This window comes from Bacillus sp. FSL K6-0138 (genome assembly GCF_037982765.1).
Taxonomy (GTDB): domain Bacteria; phylum Bacillota; class Bacilli; order Bacillales; family Bacillaceae; genus Bacillus; species Bacillus glycinifermentans.
Window position 1 is genome coordinate 4,623,686 of the sequence record NZ_CP150286.1, and the last position, 15,559, is coordinate 4,639,244.

17 protein-coding genes are annotated in these 15,559 nt (G+C 44.8%); 1 reads left to right on the forward strand and 16 read right to left on the reverse strand.

Going from position 1 to position 15,559, the window contains the following annotated elements:
* Positions 1 to 11 precede the first annotated feature (11 nt).
* From rpsF to MHB78_RS24085, 4 genes are all read right to left on the reverse strand, one after another.
* A complete protein-coding gene (gene rpsF / locus MHB78_RS24070) occupies positions 12 to 299 on the reverse strand; it encodes a 30S ribosomal protein S6 (RefSeq protein ID WP_046129429.1) in 288 nt (95 codons plus the stop codon).
* A gap of 112 nt (positions 300 to 411) precedes the next feature.
* Positions 412 to 1,512 carry a redox-regulated ATPase YchF gene (ychF, locus tag MHB78_RS24075; RefSeq protein ID WP_046129430.1) on the reverse strand — a complete coding sequence of 367 codons (1,101 nt, stop codon included), beginning with the start codon at positions 1,510 to 1,512 and terminating at the stop codon, positions 412 to 414.
* Positions 1,513 to 1,701: 189 nt separating this feature from the next.
* Positions 1,702 to 1,908, reverse strand: coding sequence for a DUF951 domain-containing protein (locus MHB78_RS24080; RefSeq protein WP_046129452.1), 207 nt, complete (start codon positions 1,906 to 1,908; stop codon positions 1,702 to 1,704).
* Positions 1,909 to 2,040: 132 nt separating this feature from the next.
* A complete protein-coding gene (locus MHB78_RS24085) occupies positions 2,041 to 3,057 on the reverse strand; it encodes a membrane protein (protein ID WP_046129431.1) in 1,017 nt (338 codons plus the stop codon).
* A 457-nt stretch (positions 3,058 to 3,514) separates the two neighbouring features.
* On the opposite strand from MHB78_RS24085, the gene yyaC reads away from it, so the two are divergent.
* Entirely contained in the window at positions 3,515 to 4,132 is a 618-nt protein-coding gene (gene yyaC / locus MHB78_RS24090; RefSeq protein ID WP_046129432.1) for a spore protease YyaC, read from the forward strand.
* Positions 4,133 to 4,180: 48 nt separating this feature from the next.
* Here the strand turns inward: yyaC and MHB78_RS24095 are convergent, their stop codons facing one another.
* The 12 genes from MHB78_RS24095 to rpmH form a co-directional block, all read right to left on the reverse strand.
* Entirely contained in the window at positions 4,181 to 5,029 is an 849-nt protein-coding gene (locus MHB78_RS24095; protein ID WP_046129433.1) for a ParB/RepB/Spo0J family partition protein, read from the reverse strand.
* Positions 5,022 to 5,783 (reverse strand): sporulation initiation inhibitor protein Soj, encoded by a 762-nt coding sequence (soj, locus tag MHB78_RS24100; RefSeq protein WP_046129434.1) that lies wholly within the window; start codon positions 5,781 to 5,783, stop codon positions 5,022 to 5,024. Before soj ends, MHB78_RS24095 begins: the two co-directional genes overlap by 8 nt.
* 247 nt (positions 5,784 to 6,030) lie before the next feature.
* Positions 6,031 to 6,474, reverse strand: a complete 444-nt coding sequence (locus MHB78_RS24105; protein WP_046129435.1) for a carboxymuconolactone decarboxylase family protein — start codon at positions 6,472 to 6,474, stop codon at positions 6,031 to 6,033.
* Positions 6,475 to 6,543: 69 nt separating this feature from the next.
* On the reverse strand, positions 6,544 to 7,395 hold the full coding sequence (locus tag MHB78_RS24110; protein WP_046129436.1) for an RNA polymerase sigma-70 factor: 852 nt from the start codon (positions 7,393 to 7,395) through the stop codon (positions 6,544 to 6,546).
* A gap of 55 nt (positions 7,396 to 7,450) precedes the next feature.
* A complete protein-coding gene (gene noc / locus MHB78_RS24115) occupies positions 7,451 to 8,299 on the reverse strand; it encodes a nucleoid occlusion protein (protein ID WP_046129437.1) in 849 nt (282 codons plus the stop codon).
* A gap of 101 nt (positions 8,300 to 8,400) precedes the next feature.
* A complete protein-coding gene (gene rsmG / locus MHB78_RS24120; protein WP_046129438.1) occupies positions 8,401 to 9,120 on the reverse strand; it encodes a 16S rRNA (guanine(527)-N(7))-methyltransferase RsmG in 720 nt (239 codons plus the stop codon).
* Positions 9,121 to 9,133: 13 nt separating this feature from the next.
* Positions 9,134 to 11,020, reverse strand: coding sequence for a tRNA uridine-5-carboxymethylaminomethyl(34) synthesis enzyme MnmG (gene mnmG / locus MHB78_RS24125; protein ID WP_046129439.1), 1,887 nt, complete (start codon positions 11,018 to 11,020; stop codon positions 9,134 to 9,136).
* Between the two features lie 16 nt (positions 11,021 to 11,036).
* Positions 11,037 to 12,416, reverse strand: coding sequence for a tRNA uridine-5-carboxymethylaminomethyl(34) synthesis GTPase MnmE (mnmE, locus tag MHB78_RS24130; RefSeq protein ID WP_046129440.1), 1,380 nt, complete (start codon positions 12,414 to 12,416; stop codon positions 11,037 to 11,039).
* 343 nt (positions 12,417 to 12,759) lie between these two features.
* Positions 12,760 to 13,386, reverse strand: a complete 627-nt coding sequence (gene jag / locus MHB78_RS24135; RefSeq protein WP_046129441.1) for an RNA-binding cell elongation regulator Jag/EloR — start codon at positions 13,384 to 13,386, stop codon at positions 12,760 to 12,762.
* A complete protein-coding gene (spoIIIJ, locus tag MHB78_RS24140; RefSeq protein ID WP_065894716.1) occupies positions 13,383 to 14,183 on the reverse strand; it encodes a YidC family membrane integrase SpoIIIJ in 801 nt (266 codons plus the stop codon). Before spoIIIJ ends, jag begins: the two co-directional genes overlap by 4 nt.
* A gap of 164 nt (positions 14,184 to 14,347) precedes the next feature.
* Positions 14,348 to 14,707 carry a ribonuclease P protein component gene (gene rnpA, locus MHB78_RS24145; RefSeq protein WP_046129442.1) on the reverse strand — a complete coding sequence of 120 codons (360 nt, stop codon included), beginning with the start codon at positions 14,705 to 14,707 and terminating at the stop codon, positions 14,348 to 14,350.
* An 85-nt stretch (positions 14,708 to 14,792) separates the two neighbouring features.
* Entirely contained in the window at positions 14,793 to 14,927 is a 135-nt protein-coding gene (gene rpmH / locus MHB78_RS24150; RefSeq protein ID WP_082094032.1) for a 50S ribosomal protein L34, read from the reverse strand.
* Between the last annotated feature and the right edge of the window lie 632 nt (positions 14,928 to 15,559).

Sequence of the window (15,559 nt, forward strand, 5' to 3'; positions counted from 1 at the left end):
TTCATTTCTGTTTACTCTTCTTCTTTAACCACGATGTGGCGAATGATGTCATCACTGATTTTAGCTAAACGGTCAAATTCTTGAACTGCTTCAGCACCAGATTGAACGTTTACGATTTGGTAGAATCCGTCGCGGAAATCGTTGATTTCGTAAGCAAGACGGCGTTTTCCCCAATCTTTTGTTTCAGTGATCTCCGCACCGTTTGTCGTTAAAATGTTGTTAAAACGCTCAACAACAGCCTTTTTAGACTCTTCATCAACGTCTGGGCGGATGATGTACATGATTTCGTACTTTCTCATTTGTATTTGCACCTCCTTTTGGACTAAGCGGCCCATTACTTGGGCAAGGAGCAATAATCCTATTACTCACAATTTTATATTATATCAAAGCTCTTGTCCCTTTTCAACAGCGTTATACATTGAAACGGAAATGAATCACGTCACCGTCTTTAACGATGTATTCTTTTCCTTCAAGGCGGACTTTCCCGGCTTCTTTTGCCGCGGACATGCTTCCCGCTTCAAGCAGATCGTCGTATGCCACAGTTTCCGCGCGGATAAATCCGCGTTCGAAGTCAGAATGGATGATGCCCGCGCATTCCGGAGCCTTCATGCCTTTTTTGAACGTCCAGGCTCTGACTTCCTGCTCTCCCGCCGTAAAATAAGTTGCCAGTCCGAGCAGTGAGTAAGACGCCCTAATTAATTGGTCAAGGCCGGATTCTTCGATTCCCAGCTCTTCAAGGAACATCGCTTTCTCCTCGCCTTCAAGCTCGGCGATTTCGGACTCGATCTTCGCGCAGACGACGATCACCTCAGCGTTTTCAGCGGCGGCGAATTCCTTGACTTTCCGGACATATTCGTTGCCTGAAGGATCAGCCACTTCATCCTCGCTGACATTCGCTACATATAATACGGGTTTAGTCGTTAAAAGATGGAGCTGTTTCAGCACTTTTTGCTGCTCTTCGGTAAACTCGACAGAGCGCGCCGGCTTTTCCTGTTCAAACGCTTCTTTTAATTTTGTCAAAATCTCAAATTCAAAGACAGCTTCCTTATCTTTTTGTTTCGCCATCTTTCCGACGCGGCCGATCCGCTTCTCAACGGTTTCAAGATCCGCCAATATCAGCTCAAGATTGATCGTCTCGATATCGGATATCGGATCCACTTTTCCGGAGACGTGCGTAATATTGTCATCAGCAAAACAGCGGACGACATGGCAAATCGCGTCAACTTGGCGAATGTGGGACAAGAACTTATTTCCAAGACCTTCCCCCTTGGAAGCCCCTTTTACAATACCCGCAATATCGGTAAATTCAAATGCGGTGGGAACGGTTTTCTTCGGATTGACGAGCTCTGTCAGCTTCTGCAGACGCTCATCCGGCACCTCAACGATCCCGACGTTTGGATCAATCGTACAAAACGGGTAGTTGGCCGATTCTGCCCCGGCCTGTGTAATCGCGTTAAATAAGGTTGATTTCCCGACGTTCGGCAAACCAACAATCCCAGCTGTTAAAGCCATTCTTTCATCTCCTCTATAAATAAACATCCATATGACATTCGTGTAATTCAAACCTGCAACAATTATAAGGATGATTACTGTAAAAAACAAGCTGACAAAACCTGCTTTTCAATAACTGAAACGGGGTGAAAATCTTTTTTTGCCAAAATCCATAATCAAGCCACCAAAAAAGCATGGGGCCCGTATATATTAAGAATCGGACTCCTCATGCTTCACCAGAATCTTTTTCATCTTTCTTTGAAATTCTTTGCGGGGAATCATGACGCTGTGGGCACAACCCTCGCATTTAATTCTGATATCCATCCCCATTCGAATCACTTTCCAGCGGTTCGTCCCGCACGGATGCGGCTTTTTCATTTCGACCACGTCATTCAGGCCAAATTCTTTATCCGCCAACATCGTTCACCTCTTTAAAATTCCTTTTTTGTGATCCTATTGTACAAAAAACGACATGGAAAGGGCAATTTTTCAAAACATGAGATCATTTCAATATAACAGATTAATTATACTAATATAGTATAACACATCTCAATTTTTCCATTTGCATAATATGGGGTAAAGCAAAATATTCACTAATAAATAAAGATTCAGCAGTCCGTAAATCGGGTATAAAAAAGCGATCAAATTAGAAAAGCCGAATGATGTAAAAGGCAGCATCAGCAAAAGAAGGAATAGCGCAATGATCCATCTCGGCCATTTCACAAGCGTAAGAAAACGGCTTGACAGTCCGAGAATGCTTGTGACAGTCGTCGTATAAATCGCTACGCAAAGAACGGCTGTCATAAACATAAACATCGGAAAAGGCGCACCTTCCAAAACCGCGAATAATGGAATTTCATAATGCGACAGCTGCCCGGCAAGCACGACAAGCGTTTCATTGTACATAAATGAAATTGCGCCAAATACCAAGCCGCTGAGAAGACTGGCAATCCGCGCTTCGCCAAGCCCTTTCAACTCCTTGCCGACCGAGGACAATACGGCAACGACCGATAAAACGTTCAGCGAAGCGAATGCAATCCCGGCAGGCCAATTATATTGACGGTTCATATTGAGCAGCCACGGCTGCTGATGTGCTGCCTGAAATGAAATCAGCGCATACAGCAGCCCGGCTACCAGAATGGGAATTAAATAGCTGTTCACTGATAGAATCCCGTTTAGCCCCCATAAAAAAATAAATGCCGTGCACAAAGCAAATAAGCTGACACCCGCCCAAAACGGGATTTGAAACATTTGCAGCGTAACCCCGCCTCCGGCAATCATGACGATCGTCGTCGTAAATAAATATAAAATGATGAGCAGATCGTATACTTTTGCGAGCATAGGACCGATCAATTTTTCAAGAATGGGAAGAAAGTGCTCTGACTTTTCTTCAAAGCTGATTTTCATCACAATATATGTAGACAGAGTGAATATGATCGTGAACAACAGGATAGCCAGTCCGCTTTCATCGCCAAAAAACTGCCATATTTCCTGGCCGGATGCATATCCTGCACCTATTAAACTTCCCAAAATGAGAAGCATCCACTTCATCCCGGCTCTCCACACGATTTGATCACCTCGTCGATCGTTTTAAGCTTGTTTCCGTTTTACTGTTACTATACTGGCCTGATTCATGAAAGATTCCAAAAAGGAGCATCGGGATTTGAGGAAACGGATCAGATCAAGTTGCGGTGATGGTGACCGAATGACCGCGGCGGAAACACGGAGACCCGTTGAGAGGATTTCAGCTGTTCTGCGGTCACTTTATTTCCCGAGAGTCTGCTATCAGCACTGAATCTCAATTTCTCATATAAGACCAGGCCATCTTCCTTGCTTTTTTGTTATATTTTACATGAGTCCTTTTCTTACAATCTTCTGCTCCTTCAGTTCACGAAATAAACCCAAATTGCCCCCGGGTCTTACGCTTTTTCAATCCAAGCATAAAACAAGACAACACTGGATATACTAGAAATAAAATCTGGTACAACAATTCTGTTATTACGATGACAAGGATGTGAAACATTTGAATCGAAAAGGCGGGCTCTTTTCTCAAGAACCAATAAACGAATATATTTCCCATTCAGATCCGTTGGCAGTCAAACAAATTGAAAAAGTTCTTTCCGTCCATCTAAAACAGGCGGCCGATCGCCCCGTTGCCGTCGTCTGCATCGGCACGGACCGCTCCACAGGCGATTCGCTCGGCCCCCTCGTCGGAATGAAGCTTGCCGAAAGACGGCTGACAAGGTTTCATGTATATGGAACGCTTGCCGATCCGGTTCATGCCGTCAACTTGGCCGAAAAGCTGGAAACGATTCATCAAAACCATCAAAATCCCTTCATTATCGCGATTGACGCCTGTCTCGGACGAACCAAAAGCGTTGGCTCCTTTCAAATTGGCAAAGGACCATTAAAGCCAGGCGCCGGTGTACAAAAAAATCTGCCTGAAGTCGGCGACGTTCACATTAACGGCATCGTCAATGTCAGCGGGTTTATGGAGTATTTTGTTTTGCAGAACACGAGGCTTAACCTTGTCATGAGCATGTCAAACGTCCTCGCGGAAGGGTTGTTGCATCTTGAGAAAGCAGCCGGATGGCTCCGGCCTCATCTATCGCCGATTCAAAAAATAACGGGAAGGATGTAATCAAAAAAACCATCTGTTATCCAGATGGTTTCAGCCCGTTTGCGGATATTACGAATGCCCTTCAGACAAAAGTTCAAGAATGCGGTCCAGATCTTCGTTTGAATAAAATTCAATTTCGATTCTGCCCTTTTTCTTTTGCTTTTTAATGGTGACCGGCGTTCCAAAATAATTTTGCAAATATGTCTCCCGTTCTTTAATAACCGCATCTTTCGCCGATTTCGGTTTCTTTGTTTCACGTGGAACATTGGCGTTCATTTGCTGAATCAGTTTTTCAAGCTGACGGACGTTCAGCTGTTCAGATACAACCTTTTGCACCAATGGTTCAAGCTTCTTTTTATTTTTCAGCCCGAGCAGTGTTCTTCCGTGCCCCATCGACAGTGTGCCTTTGTCGATTAAATCTTGAACGTTCTCAGGCAGCGTCAAAAGTCTTAAATGATTGGCAATATGAGGACGGCTTTTGCCAAGCCTTTTTGCAAGCTGTTCCTGTGTCAAATCAAGGTGCTTTAATAAAGATTCATAGGCTTTTGCTTCCTCAAGCGGAGACAGGTCTTCTCGCTGAAGATTTTCCAATAAGGCAATCTCCATCATCAGGGATTCTGACAGTTCGCGGACAATCGCAGGAATGGTTTCCAAACCGGCTTTTTCAGCAGCCCGAAAGCGCCGCTCTCCTGCTACGATATCGTAGCCTTTGATGGACTTCCTGACAATGATCGGCTGCAAAACGCCATGCTGCAGAATGGATTCTTTTAAATCTTTCAACGATTGGTCATCAAACGTTTTCCTTGGCTGATAAGGGTTTGGCCGCAAATCTTTCAGCTTGATTTCCTCAACCGTTTCCTCCGATAAATCGACATTTGAAAACAACGCATTAATCCCTTTTCCGAGACCTTTAGGCATTCGCAGCCACTTCCTTTGCTAAATCTAAATAGACTTCCGCTCCCCGGGAACGCGGATCATATAAAATAATCGGCTTTCCGTGACTCGGCGCTTCACTTAACCTGACGTTCCGCGGAATGACGGTTTTATATACTTTATCCCGGAAGTATTTTTTCACTTCTTCAATGACCTGTATGCCTAAATTCGTTCTCGCATCAAGCATTGTCAGCAATACGCCGTCTATCATAAGGTCGGTATTCAAGTGCTTTTGCACGAGTCTGACGGAGTTGAGAAGCTGGCTTAGCCCTTCCAAAGCATAGTACTCGCACTGCACGGGTATGACAACGGAATCCGAAGCCGTCAGCGCGTTGATGGTGAGCAGTCCCAATGAAGGCGGACAGTCGATGATCATAAAATCGTAGTTTTGTTTGACCGATTCTAAAGCGCGTTTCAATCTGACTTCGCGGGAAATGGTCGGTACAAGCTCGATTTCGGCACCCGCCAGCTGAATCGTAGCCGGAATGACATCCAGATTTTCGACGGATGTTGTTTTGATGACGTCTTTGACGTCTGCGTCATCCACTAATATATCGTACACACATTGATCAACATCAGCTTTTTCTATTCCAATTCCGCTTGTTGCGTTTCCTTGCGGGTCTATGTCGACTAGCAAAACCCTTTTCCCGATGTAAGCTAAGCAAGCTCCCAGGTTGACAGAGGTTGTTGTTTTACCAACGCCTCCTTTTTGGTTTGTGATCGCAATAATTTTCCCCACAATGTCACCTACTTTCACATTGAACAAGTTTCTCTCATTTCTCTATTTTAACAAAAAAAGAATCGGCCGTTTGCATTTTTTGAATTTTTGTTTTTTGTGTCGAAGCAGTGATATTGCATTTTTATGCATGAGGAAGAAAAAAAGATAATGTTGTCGAATGAAGAGATAACAATTATATTATACAAGAATAATAATTTAAGAAAAGGAAACCCTGGAACATCCATGTGTTCCAGGGCATAAGTAAAGGTTAGTCCGTTGAAGGCATTTTCCGGGTGGAGACCGCGATTCTGTTCCATGCATTGATCGTTACGGCCGCCATGATGAGTTCAGCGGTTTCGATTTCGCTAAAATGCTTCCGCACTTCCTCGTACACATCGTCCGGCACTCCTTCATCCGCAATAAGCGTCACCGCTTCAGTCAGCGCCAAAACAGCCCTTTCCTTGTCCGTGAAAAACGGAGCTTCGCGCCATGCGCTTAGGGCGTACAAACGCTGTTCGGTTTCGCCGATTTTCCTCGCATCCTTAGTGTGCATATTCAAACAAAAAGCACAGCCGTTTAATTGCGAAGCGCGGATTTTGATAAGCTCCTTTAAAATGGGGTCAATGCTTGAAGCGCTTTGTGCTTTTTCAAGCTCCAGCATGCCGGCATATCCTTTGGGATTTACCTTCTCCATGATCAATCTTGTTTCCATGTCAATTCCTCCTCAAAAAAGCGATTCACTTATATAACAAGTGAGGCATCCGATTTGTGACAGGAAACGCTAAAATGTAATGTGCTTTAGTTTATCAGGATTGGAAACGATGTATATGTTGTTGATCAAATCGCACTCCGGGGACCATGCAAAGCAAATGGCGTATATCGGTTTTTTGCCCCGCTCTATCAGCACGCCTCTTTGGCCATTGATTTGGGCATGCCTTATATGGCCTGCAAGTCTTCCTTTTGAAGCAATTCCCTTAAAGAATGCATAGATTCGGCTCCTTCCGTAGATCGGTCTGATTGCGCTCTTCACTTTTCCGCCTCCGTCAGTATATAAAACCGCTTCTTCGGTCAGCTTGCGAGCGAATTCGTCAAAATCTCCCGTTTTTGCCGATGCTATGAACAGCTCTGCCAGTTGCTGCTCCTCTTTCGGTCTGGAAGTAAGAGATAGTTCTCCGCTTAATTTATGCTTGATGCGGCTGTGAATTTTCCGGCAGTTTGCTTCAGATTTTTCAATAATGGATGATATTTCCTTATAGTGATATCCAAACACGTCCCTAAACATAAATACCGCTCTCTCAACGGGATTCAACCTGCTCATCGCCACCAGAAATGCGTAGGATACCGTTTCTTCTTTTTCCGCCAGATCAGCCGGGTTCTGATCCGGGAGTCTCAAGCTTGGCTCCGGGAGCCACTCGCCGACATAGACCTCGCGCTTTTTCCGGGCTGACTGCAAAAAATTAATGCAGCGGTTTGTAACAGATTTGATCAAATAAGGCTTATTGATCTGACCGATGCTTTTTTCCTGAAGATCGGCAAACAGGTCCTGCACGATATCTTCAGCATCCTGTATAGAACCTGTCATTCGATAAGCGACTGAATGAAGCAATGACCAGTATTTTTGATAATGTTCCATAGCTTCCCCCGTATGTAGATATTTTGACCTAAAAAAATAAAAGCTCTGGGAGCTTTTATTTCGGTATCCGGATCGTAAACTGAATGTATTCTTCAAATTCCTCTTCTTCGGTATTCAGTTTGACTCCGCTGTCTTCCACCATCGATAATGACTGGCGGATCGTGTTCATCGCGATTCTCGCGTCCCTGCTGTATGCTTTTCTCTTCGGTTTGGGCTTTCGCTTATCCTGCTCAAGCATTTTGACAACGCGGTCCTCGGTTTGTTTGACATTTAAGCTTTTTTCAATCACTTCGTTTAGCAGCTTGATCTGAAGTTCGGGCTGTTTTAACGGAATGAGCGCTCGTGCATGCCGCTCTGAAATCTCTTTTTTCAAAATCGCTTCCTGCACTTCTGCCGGAAGCTTCAGCAGTCTGAGCTTGTTGGCAATCGTTGACTGTCCCTTGCCGAGCCTTTGGGCGAGGGCTTCCTGCGTCAAATCATGCAGCTCTAAAAGCCGTGCGTATGCATGTGCCTCTTCTATCGAAGATAATTCCTCCCTCTGGAGGTTTTCAATTAGAGCGACAGAAGCTGTCTCCGTATCTGAAAAATCCTTGATAATAGCGGGAACTTTTTCCCAGTTCAGCGTTTGAACTGCCCGCCAGCGCCGCTCCCCTGCAATGAGCTCGTATTTGCCTTCCTGCTCGGTTTTTCTGACGACAATCGGCTGAATAATGCCGTGTGTATGAATGGTTGCGGCTAATTCTTGAATTTTTTCTTCAGAGAAAATGGTGCGCGGCTGAAAACGGTTAGGAATAATATCGCCTACTGGAATATCTTGAATTTCTTCTTTATTCGTATCATGCTCAGCAATCTCTGGTTCTTCTTTTTCACCGATTCCGAAGAGACGAGAGAATGAATGCTTCATGTACCTACACCACCTTTGAACACTGCCATTTTTATAATTCTATTTTCTCATGAATTTTCCTTCTGTGACACCATCAATTTTGACGAAAGCGAACGAATCATTTACCCTTCAATCGGAGATTTGTTTGGTGTTCCAGGCTTTCTTGGAAATTTTTTCGGCGTCTGCGATTGTTTTTTGATGATAATGATGTTTCTTTCGCTTTCTTCGATCGGCAGCTGAAAAGAATGCACGGTTTCAATTGCTCCTCCAAGGACTTTAATTGCTTTTTTTCCCGCTTCGATTTCTTCATCAGCCGAAGCCGCCTTTAAGGCAACGAAGAAACCGTTTTTCTTTACCAGCGGAAGGCACAGTTCGCTCAAAACAGAAAGGCGGGCAACCGCACGGGCCGTAACGACATCAAAGCTTTCCCGCTTATCTTTCAATCTCCCGAACGTTTCGGCACGATCATGGTAAAAAGACGTATTTTCTAATTTTAATGCATTGGAAAGCTGATTTAAAAAGTTAATTCTTTTATTTAATGAATCGACGATTGTTACGTGAAGGTGGGGAAAACAGATTTTAATCGGCAGGCTTGGAAATCCGGCGCCGGCCCCAACGTCACACAGACTATCCGTCTTGTTGAAATCAACATAAAAAGAAGCTGTGATGGAATCATAAAAGTGCTTCAAATACACCTCTTTTTTTTCTGTAATCGAGGTCAGGTTAATCTTTTCATTCCATTCAACAAGCCATTCATAATACGTTTCAAATTGCTCCAGCTGGTAAGGAGAAAGGGAAATGCCTTTCTCCTCCAAGTTGGACGTAAACTGTTCTATGTTCATACCGTCATCCTTTCTACTCCGCGACCTTGGCGATCCGGCCCTGTTCAAGGTAAACAAGCAGAATGGAAATATCGGCAGGATTCACCCCGGAAATCCGTGAGGCCTGCGCGACGGACAGCGGTCTGACCTCTTTCAGTTTTTGGCGCGCTTCTGTCGCGATCCCTTTAATGGCGTCATAATCGATTCTGTCCGGAATCTTTTTGTTTTCCATTTTCTTAAGCTTTTCGACCTGCTGCAGGGATTTTTCGATATATCCTTCATACTTGATTTGGATTTCGACCTGTTCAGCAACGTCTGCGGCGACATCTTCCTCTGCAGGTGCAAGCGCCGTGACGGTTTTGTAATTCATTTCAGGACGCTTCATTAAATCAGTCGCCCGGATGCCGTCTTTCAGCTCGCTTCCGCCCAATGAACGGATGTATTCCTGATTTTCGCCGGTCGGTTTGATGATAACAGAATGCAGGCGTTTTTTCTCTGCTTCGATAGCCGCTTTTTTCTGAAGAAATTTTTGATAGCGCTCCTCAGAAATCAAGCCGACCTTATATCCGATTTCCGTCAGGCGCAGGTCCGCGTTGTCATGGCGCAGAAGCAGACGGTATTCCGCCCTGGATGTCAGGAGACGGTATGGTTCGTTTGTTCCTTTTGTAACGAGGTCGTCAATCAAAACTCCGATGTATGCGTCTGAGCGGCTGAGGATGACTTCTTCCTTGCCAAGCGCCTTGCGTCCGGCATTAATTCCGGCCATGATACCCTGCCCGGCTGCTTCTTCGTAGCCTGATGTTCCGTTGATTTGACCGGCTGTAAACAGACCCGGTATTTTTTTCGTTTCAAGCGTCGGCCAAAGCTGTGTCGGTACGATCGCATCATATTCAATCGCATATCCGGCGCGCATCATTTCCACGTTTTCAAGCCCCGGAATCGTTGCGAGCATTTTTCTCTGTACGTCTTCCGGAAGGCTTGTCGACAGCCCCTGAACGTATACTTCCTGCGTATTGCGGCCTTCAGGCTCAAGAAAAATCTGATGTCTCGGCTTATCATTAAAGCGGACGACCTTGTCTTCGATGGACGGACAATATCGCGGCCCCGTTCCTTTGATCATGCCGGAGTACATCGGTGAACGGTGCAGATTGTTGTCAATGATTTCATGCGTTTCCGGGCTTGTATACGTCAGCCAGCACGGAAGCTGGTCTGTAATATATTCCACCGTCTCATACGAAAAGGCCCGCGGCACGTCATCGCCAGGCTGGATTTCCGTTTTGCTGTAATCGATCGAATGGCTGTTCACCCGCGGCGGTGTGCCCGTCTTAAAGCGGACGAGGTCAAAGCCGAGCTCTTCGAGATGTTCAGAAAGCTTGATCGAAGGCTGCTGGTTGTTCGGTCCGCTTGAATAAGACAAATCTCCAAGGATGATTTTTCCTCTCAAAAACGTACCCGTTGTCAGGACGACCGTTTTTGAACGGTATATCGCCCCGGTTTGAGTGACCACGCCGCGGCATTCGCCGTCCTCTATTAAAAGGCGTTCGACCATTCCTTGCAGCAAATTCAAATTCGGTTCATTTTCAAGCGTTTTTTTCATTTCATGCTGATATTGAAATTTATCGGCTTGCGCGCGCAGCGCCCGTACGGCAGGACCTTTCCCCGTATTTAAAAGCCGCATTTGAATGTGGGTTTTATCAATATTTTTAGCCATTTCTCCGCCGAGCGCATCAATTTCGCGGACGACGATCCCTTTAGCAGGGCCGCCGACAGACGGATTACAAGGCATAAAAGCAACCATGTCAAGGTTGATGGTTAAGACAAGCGTTTTTGCGCCTTGTCTTGCTGATGCCAAAGCCGCTTCAACACCGGCGTGACCGGCTCCGACGACGATGACGTCATATTGGCCAGCTTCATAGCCCATATGTTTCGTTCCTCCTTTATTTTCCTAAGCAAAATTGTGAAAAGAGCTGGTCGATCAAGCTTTCGTGCACGGCGTCTCCAATGATCTCCCCAAGAACTTCCCAGCATTTTGTTAAATCGATTTGCACCATATCAATCGGCACATCGTTTTCGATTCCCTCAAGAGCATCCGAGATGGCGCGCTTGGCCTCATGAAGCAGCGAGATGTGCCTTGTATTGCTGACATACGTAAGATCGCCGCTTTCGATCGCTCCCGTGAAAAACAGCGACTGGATGGCGTCCTCAAGCTCGTTGATCCCTTCCTCCCTTAAAAGGGAAGTCGTGACGACAGGACGTCCGTCAGCCAATTCCTGAACGCGGCCAAGATCAAGCTTCTGCCCGAGGTCGGTCTTATTGACGATCACGATCAGATCCATGCCTTTTGTCGCGTCGAACAGCTTGATGTCTTCTTCTGAAAGCTCCTCACTGTAATTGAGGACAAGCAGAATTAAATCCGCTTCTTTTAATACCTGCCTTGAGCGCTCGACACCGATTCGCTCAACGATATCTTCCGTCTCGCGGATCCCCGCTGTATCGACAAGGCGCAATGGTACGCCTCTTACATTCACATATTCTTCGATGACGTCGCGCGTCGTTCCCGGAATGTCGGTCACGATCGCCTTCGTCTCATGAACGAGGCTGTTCAATAGCGAAGATTTCCCAACGTTCGGCCTTCCGATAATAACGGTTGAGATGCCTTCCCTTAATATTTTACCTTGTTCTGACGTTCTAAGGAGCACTTCGATTTCTTCTTTGACTTTTGATGCCTTTTCAATCAGAAGCTTATGTGTCATCTCTTCGACGTCATCGTATTCCGGGTAATCAATATTTACTTCGATATGCGCCAATGTCTCAAGCAGCTCCGCCCGCAAACGTTTGATCAGAGAGGATAGCCTTCCTTCCATCTGATTCATGGCGACATTCATCGCACGGTCCGTTTTCGCCCTGATGAGATCCATGACCGCTTCGGCCTGGGAAAGGTCGATTCTGCCGTTTAAAAAAGCCCTTTTCGTAAACTCGCCCGGCTCGGCAAGTCTCGCGCCTTCTCTTAAAACGAGCTGAAGCACTTGATTAACCGTGACAATTCCGCCGTGGCAGTTGATCTCCACAATGTCTTCCCTCGTGAACGTTTTCGGCGCTCTTAACACAGAGACCATGACTTCCTCAACGACCTTTTCCGTTTCCGGATCAACGATATGCCCGTAATTTATCGTATGTGAATCAACAGTGCTCAAGCGTTTACCGCGAGGCCCTTTATACACTTTATCGGCGATCGAAAGCGCCTCAGGGCCGCTCATGCGTACAATGGCAATCGCTCCTTCTCCCATCGGCGTTGAAATGGCAGCGATCGTATCCATGGCGTTCACCTCTCTTTTTCATTCCTTTATCTATTATCCCCATTTGCCGGGGCATCTTCCAAACATCATAAATCGATAAAAAATTTTATTGTAATCAAAATTTAAAGATAACATAGTTTCAATTGTAGTGGAAGCGAATTGAACCGTTATCCACAACTCGAAAAACCGTCATTATTTACTTTAACTTATCCACATGTGAATAACAATTAAATTTGTTTTTTATCAACAGCTTTCACCGAAAGAGGCCGGGCTTAAACCGATTTGCCCGGCGAAAAAATGACTTTTCGGCATTTAGCGTGCACAAAAAACCGAAGTTCGTTTTGGTTGAACTTCGGTTTTTCTGCTATTGTTTTTTATATGAGATGACGAGATGCCGGTTATGGTCTTCGCCCGTAGAGTATGTTTCAATTTCATCCGAGTAGCCTGAAAGCGTGTCATGAATCACTTTTCGCTCGCTTGAAGGCATCGGTTCAAGATGAATATCTTTTTTCTGCCTGCTCGCCTGTTCGGCCAGCTTTAAAGCGAGCTGTCTCAGTGTATCCTTCCGCTTGGCGCGGTAGCCTTCGGCATCAACCACCGCTTGGATATAGCGGTCTGAATAACGGTTAAGGACGAGCTGTGTCAAGGTTTCAAGGGCGTTTAACGTTTGTCCCCTTTTTCCGATTAAAAGCGCCGTTTTGTCGCCTTTTAATTGGAACATCACCTTTTTCGGCTCCTCTTCAGCCGTCACTTCCGCTTGGATGCCCATGTTCAAAATTACGTTTTCCAAATATTTCTTCGCTTCTTTAACAGGGTCGATTTTTTCTCGAATGTTTACAACTGCAGGCTGATGACCGAATATGCCGAGGAATCCTTTTTTTCCTTCCTCTATAACGGCAATTTCAACATCATCTGCTTGAAGTTCCAGCTGTTTAAGCCCGGATTGCACTGCTTCATCGACGGTTCGTCCAGTAGCAGTCAGTTCCTTCACTTTTTCTTACCTCCGGATTTTTTTCCTTCAGCTGCGGCTTCCTGCTTCGCCGTCCTCATATCAGGACCTTTGATCAGGAACGTTTGGGCAATCATGAACAAGTTACCGACTACCCAGTACAGAGAAAGAGCCGCCGGGAAATTGATGGCAAATATCACGATCATGATCGGCATCAACCAAAGCATCATGGCCATCTGCGGATTTTGCTGTGCGTTTCCGGCCATCATCAGCTTCTGCTGGATGAAAGTGAACACACCCGCAAGAATCGGCAGAATAAAGTATGGATCGCGCTCTCCCAGATCAAACCACAAAAAGCTGTGCTCTGCGATCTCGCGCGTTCTCATAATCGCATGATAAAATCCGATTAAAATCGGCATTTGAATGATAATCGGGAAACATCCGGCAAGCGGGTTAACCCCGTGCTTCTGCATGAGAGCCATCGTTTCCTGCTGAAGTTTTTGCTGAGTTTTCTGATCCTTTGAACTGTATTTCTCACGAAGCTTCTGCATTTCAGGCTGAATGGCCTGCATCGCCTTTGTACTTTTCATCTGCTTGATCATAAGCGGTAAAATCAACAGTCTGATCAGGATGGTAACGATGATAATCGCAAGCCCGAAGTTATTGTTCGTCATTTTTGCAACATACGTAATCAGCTGTGACAAAGGATAAACGATATAAGTGTTCCAAAATCCTTCACTTTCTGCAGTGATCGGCTGGTTTATTTGCGTACATCCGGCTAAAAGCACGAGGACGCCGACCATGCTGAATAATAATAAAATTCGCCTCTTCAACAACATTTCCTCCTAAATCTTCATTCTTCAACCGTTTTTTATGCGGTTATGTTCTTCAAAAAAATACATACTTTCTCGTATTTTATCATCTTTCTCCCGGGAATGGGCGAGACTTTTCTGCATGAAAAGGAAGCGCTTAAAATGCGCGGCCGAAAGACGCATGTTCCGGGTCAAGACGGCTTATTCGTTTTTTTTCGGTAAACAAATGACTTTCTGAAAAGGTGCTGCAAGCTTTTTTTTGTTTCTTCATATGTCAGATCAGCCGCTGGTTTTCTTGCAATGATAATATAGTCGTTTTCCTGTTTTAATTGATCACGCTCTTCTAGGATGACCTGGCGAATCAGCCGTTTTACCCGGTTGCGGACGACGGCATTCCCGATTTTCTTGCTGACCGACAGTCCGACCCGAAACTCTTTCGCATCAGGCTGATGAAGCACATATAAAACATACTGCCGGTTTGCCATCGATTTCCCTTTTTTAAATACTTTTTGAAAATCTTCATTTTTTTTTAATCGATTTCGCTTTTTCATTTCTTCCTTCACTCCGATAACAAGCTGGCAAAAAGGGCCTGGTCATTCCTCTATGTAAAAAAGACCACTGACATTATTCAGTGGCCTAAGCTGATAATACTTTTCTTCCTTTACGGCGGCGACGTGCTAATACAAGACGTCCATTTTTAGAACTCATACGGCTGCGAAAGCCATGAACTTTACTGCGTTTGCGGTTATTTGGTTGATATGTTCTTTTCATGTATGACACCTCCCTCGAGGAATAGCTGTTAAAGACAGTCTAATTTATTATATTTGGATAAGCTGTTCATTGTCAACTTCGCTTATGCATTTCTTTTTTGCACCATAATAGGATAACACAGATAAATCGACTCCGAAAGTCTATTTTCATTTTTCCTCAATTTTAGCTTAAAAGATTTTTTTGGAAGCGGGAAATTTGCGTTCTTTAATCGAAAAATAATCAATGTGGATATCTTTCGACTTTATTTTCTCTATCCACAATCATTATCGACAACATTTTCACAAAACTAACTGCTGTGGACAAAAAATCTTCAACAGTTTGTATAACGTGTGGATAAGTTCCTTTCAACCATTGCAACGTCTCACTTATTCTGATATTATATTTGTGTTTTAACTCTTGATAACAAATCGGCTGTTATTTCATTATCCACAAATTGTGGATAACTTGTGGAAAGTTTTTTCACAGGGTGTGCAGGAATTTGTCCACAACCTGTGAAAGATGTCGAAAAGACGTTTTTCTACTATATTATATGTTTTCAACATTTAATCAACGAATGGATCCATCCATTTGCTCTTTTTTTGTGTTCTATAACAGGTACATATTGCCTTGTAAAGGAGGGACGAACCCCAATT